Origin of the sequence: Microcystis flos-aquae FACHB-1344 (assembly GCF_014698375.1) — a bacterium.
Classification (GTDB): domain Bacteria; phylum Cyanobacteriota; class Cyanobacteriia; order Cyanobacteriales; family Microcystaceae; genus Microcystis; species Microcystis aeruginosa.
Genome location: NZ_JACJSW010000116.1, coordinates 1 through 2,420, shown reverse-complemented (window position 1 = coordinate 2,420; position 2,420 = coordinate 1). Strand labels below are relative to the sequence as shown.

The window sequence follows — 2,420 nt, the reverse complement described above, 5'->3', positions numbered from 1 at the left end:
TAAGAAATGTTACAAATTACATGGGTACATTAAGAAAAGTTAAGGGGGTACATCCATTGATGGATAAGGGTTTTGGGCTATTATGGTATATATGTATGGGGGAAGTTCAGATACAACTAGTATCAGAGGCTCCCAATATGAGATTCAGATCGACCTTCCCTTTCTGAAAAGAAAAGGTGCCTTCCTACTTCAGGGTTTTGTAACCGTTCCTCCACCCTATTTTGTGAAAAAGCTTGGAATGCTATCGGAATCACAGATGAAATTAATTGAAAACGGGCTGAAAGATTGGCTCCGCCTTTAATAATCGTCATATAAACCTTCGTCTTCTGGGGCATAACTATTCAGGACTGAAGAATGAAGGCGATCGCTAACCAACGTTTTGGGCTGAATGGTGATCACCCACTTCCCTTTTTGAAAATGATGTTTTAACAAAACGCCCTTACCTCAAAAAAGAATGGTGTATTTACGTTATCGAAAACCCTATTCGCTGTGAACCTCAAGAAGATAATCGTTTTCGCTTTTGGGCGCAGATAAAAGAATTTGGCGATCGATACCTGAGAGTCATTACCCTAGAAGATAAGCTGACTATCCACAACGCCTTTCCAGACCGGAGCTTTAGACCATGAAGATTAACTACTACCCAGAAACAGACTCCCTTTATATCCACCTTGCAGACAAATCCAGTGTTGATAGCCAAGAAATTTCAGAAGGAGTCGTTGCCGATTACGATGAATTAGGGAACCTAGTCGGTTTAGACATTGATAATGCCAGCAAAAAAGTGCAACTCGGTGAATTTATTATCAATCAACTCCCCCTCGTCCCCCTGAAGACATCTGCATAAGTTTAAGTAAATTAGGCAGAAATGAAGCGGCGATCGGCGTGTTACTCTAAATGATTTTTAGTGGCCACAACTTTTAACCCATTCCCTTAACTGATCCTCATCAATTTCTTCATCTGCTTCAACCCCAGTTATCCATTCCTGCGGATCACCTAAATTTTCCAATCTCTTAATGGCTAAAGCTTCTGCTGATGATATTGCAGGGTCATCTTCCAGAATAATAATAACCTCTACTTTTCTCCCAGGGAAAAGCTGATCTGACTGAATTTCTAGACGACCATCTGACTGAACAAAAGTTGTTTGACGAATTGCTTGAGTCATTAGTAACCTCTTGGCTTTTGCTGATGTTAATGTAAGCTAAAAATTTACCTTCAGTCATCAAATTCAATTTTTTTTAGACTGAGTATGCTATCTAACAAGTCTTTTTACTCTTGAATACGACATATTTTTATAGTATTACGTTACGCCATGCCGACCAATCTTGCCGTTGCTTGAACTGTCAAAACAGTGCGATCGCCGATTGCGTAGGGGGTGTCCCATTATCCCACTAATCGAAAAGCAGCATCAATCGGCAATTGTAACGGTAAGGATTGATTCCAGCGTTTCGAGAAAAATAAAATCTCCAAATTCTCAATCTCCCCAGAAGTCGGATTTAGACGAGCGACAATTTCATCCCCAATCTCCTCCGACTCTTGATCTGCATAGGGAGAACAGACATCTACATAAAGAATATCTCCCGTCGGGTCATAGCGAAAAGTTAGATTTTTTTCCATACCATTATTCCCCCTGTAATTTTTCGGGCTGTGTATATAGTCACGATCCAATGACGACTAAGATCAGTTTGGGAAACCACCACCACAATTAAAAATCGTCCCGTCCGAATCGTTGAAAACCACTTAGAAAATAACAACGCCTTTTCATCGCGATCGCTAGAACGAATTAAATCTCGATCAGCTAAAGTCTGGGCTAATTGCTCCTCATAATCGGGTAATGTACCTGGATGGCGAACAATAATATGCTGTTCTCGCTCATCGGTTAATTCAACCTCTACTTCTAAATAACTACAGAAAAAAGACCTTGCCAAATTTTCTTCATGTCTGCAAAACTGATCTTAAATTTAAAAACCAAAACCTAATCATTGGCGATCGCGGATGCCAATATCAGAGACATGAAACGTGAAAACAACTCGGCCTTGCGACAAAGCATAAACTAATTGCTCTTGATCAGAAGCCCCAATCAGTCTTTCCTCTGAAGACATTGTAACATCAATCCCTCGCATCCTTAAACCTTTGGCGATCGCCTTAGAAACCCCTTCATCCAGTGCGATCGCTTTAGCCTTGTGACTGCGATCGCTGGTGGGCATTGTTAAGTTTTCTTGAACGGGCGATTTTCGTGATCAAGAGTAGAACCATCAATATTTATGGTTCGGTTGGCTCTTGGTATGATACGGATGTCTGTGGAGAAATGGCTGTTATACATTCCAGTCAAATTAAATTTGCCAACTAGAGAGCGCTTTTCCTCCGGAACACAGAAACGGGTAGAATCAATCAATGCAGTTGTTTTCTTTCGAGGTGTCGTCATT

General features: G+C 40.8%; 7 protein-coding genes. 1 reads left to right on the top strand and 6 read right to left on the bottom strand.

All coding sequences use genetic code 11. From position 1 onward, the window contains the following. Nucleotides 1-297 precede the first annotated feature (297 nt). The gene (locus tag H6G48_RS26820) at nt 298-432 is read right to left on the bottom strand and encodes a hypothetical protein (RefSeq protein ID WP_277925603.1); all 135 of its coding nucleotides are present in this window, start codon (nt 430-432) and stop codon (nt 298-300) included. A gap of 190 nt (nt 433-622) precedes the next feature. On the opposite strand from H6G48_RS26820, the gene H6G48_RS09455 reads away from it, so the two are divergent. Further along, complete coding sequence (locus tag H6G48_RS09455; RefSeq protein WP_002769327.1) at nt 623-841, top strand: DUF2283 domain-containing protein; 219 nt, start codon at nt 623-625, stop codon at nt 839-841. A gap of 57 nt (nt 842-898) precedes the next feature. Here H6G48_RS09455 and H6G48_RS09450 read toward each other — a convergent pair whose 3' ends face one another. The 5 genes from H6G48_RS09450 to H6G48_RS25830 all read right to left on the bottom strand — a co-directional run. After that, a complete protein-coding gene (locus H6G48_RS09450; protein ID WP_190721280.1) occupies nt 899-1,159 on the bottom strand; it encodes a hypothetical protein in 261 nt (86 codons plus the stop codon). A gap of 218 nt (nt 1,160-1,377) precedes the next feature. After that, complete coding sequence (locus H6G48_RS09445; RefSeq protein ID WP_002769319.1) at nt 1,378-1,611, bottom strand: DUF2283 domain-containing protein; 234 nt, start codon at nt 1,609-1,611, stop codon at nt 1,378-1,380. Next, a complete protein-coding gene (locus H6G48_RS09440; RefSeq protein WP_190721278.1) occupies nt 1,596-1,922 on the bottom strand; it encodes a hypothetical protein in 327 nt (108 codons plus the stop codon). The genes H6G48_RS09445 and H6G48_RS09440 overlap by 16 nt, the downstream gene beginning before the upstream one ends. Nucleotides 1,923-1,973: 51 nt before the next feature. Then, nucleotides 1,974-2,201, bottom strand: coding sequence for a DUF5615 family PIN-like protein (locus tag H6G48_RS09435; protein WP_190721276.1), 228 nt, complete (start codon nt 2,199-2,201; stop codon nt 1,974-1,976). Nucleotides 2,202-2,203: 2 nt separating this feature from the next. Continuing rightward, nucleotides 2,204-2,420 (bottom strand): hypothetical protein (locus tag H6G48_RS25830; RefSeq protein WP_206755675.1); only part of this gene is annotated, 217 nt, incomplete at its 5' end.

Excerpts from the sequence above, each read along its gene's own strand:
- H6G48_RS09455 (WP_002769327.1), top strand. The coding sequence starts at position 623 with ATGAAGATTAACTACTACCCAGAAACAGACTCCCTTTATATCCACCTT.
- H6G48_RS09450 (WP_190721280.1), bottom strand. The coding sequence starts at position 1,159 with ATGACTCAAGCAATTCGTCAAACAACTTTTGTTCAGTCAGATGGTCGT.
- H6G48_RS09445 (WP_002769319.1), bottom strand. The coding sequence starts at position 1,611 with ATGGAAAAAAATCTAACTTTTCGCTATGACCCGACGGGAGATATTCTT.
- H6G48_RS09435 (WP_190721276.1), bottom strand. The coding sequence starts at position 2,201 with ATGCCCACCAGCGATCGCAGTCACAAGGCTAAAGCGATCGCACTGGAT.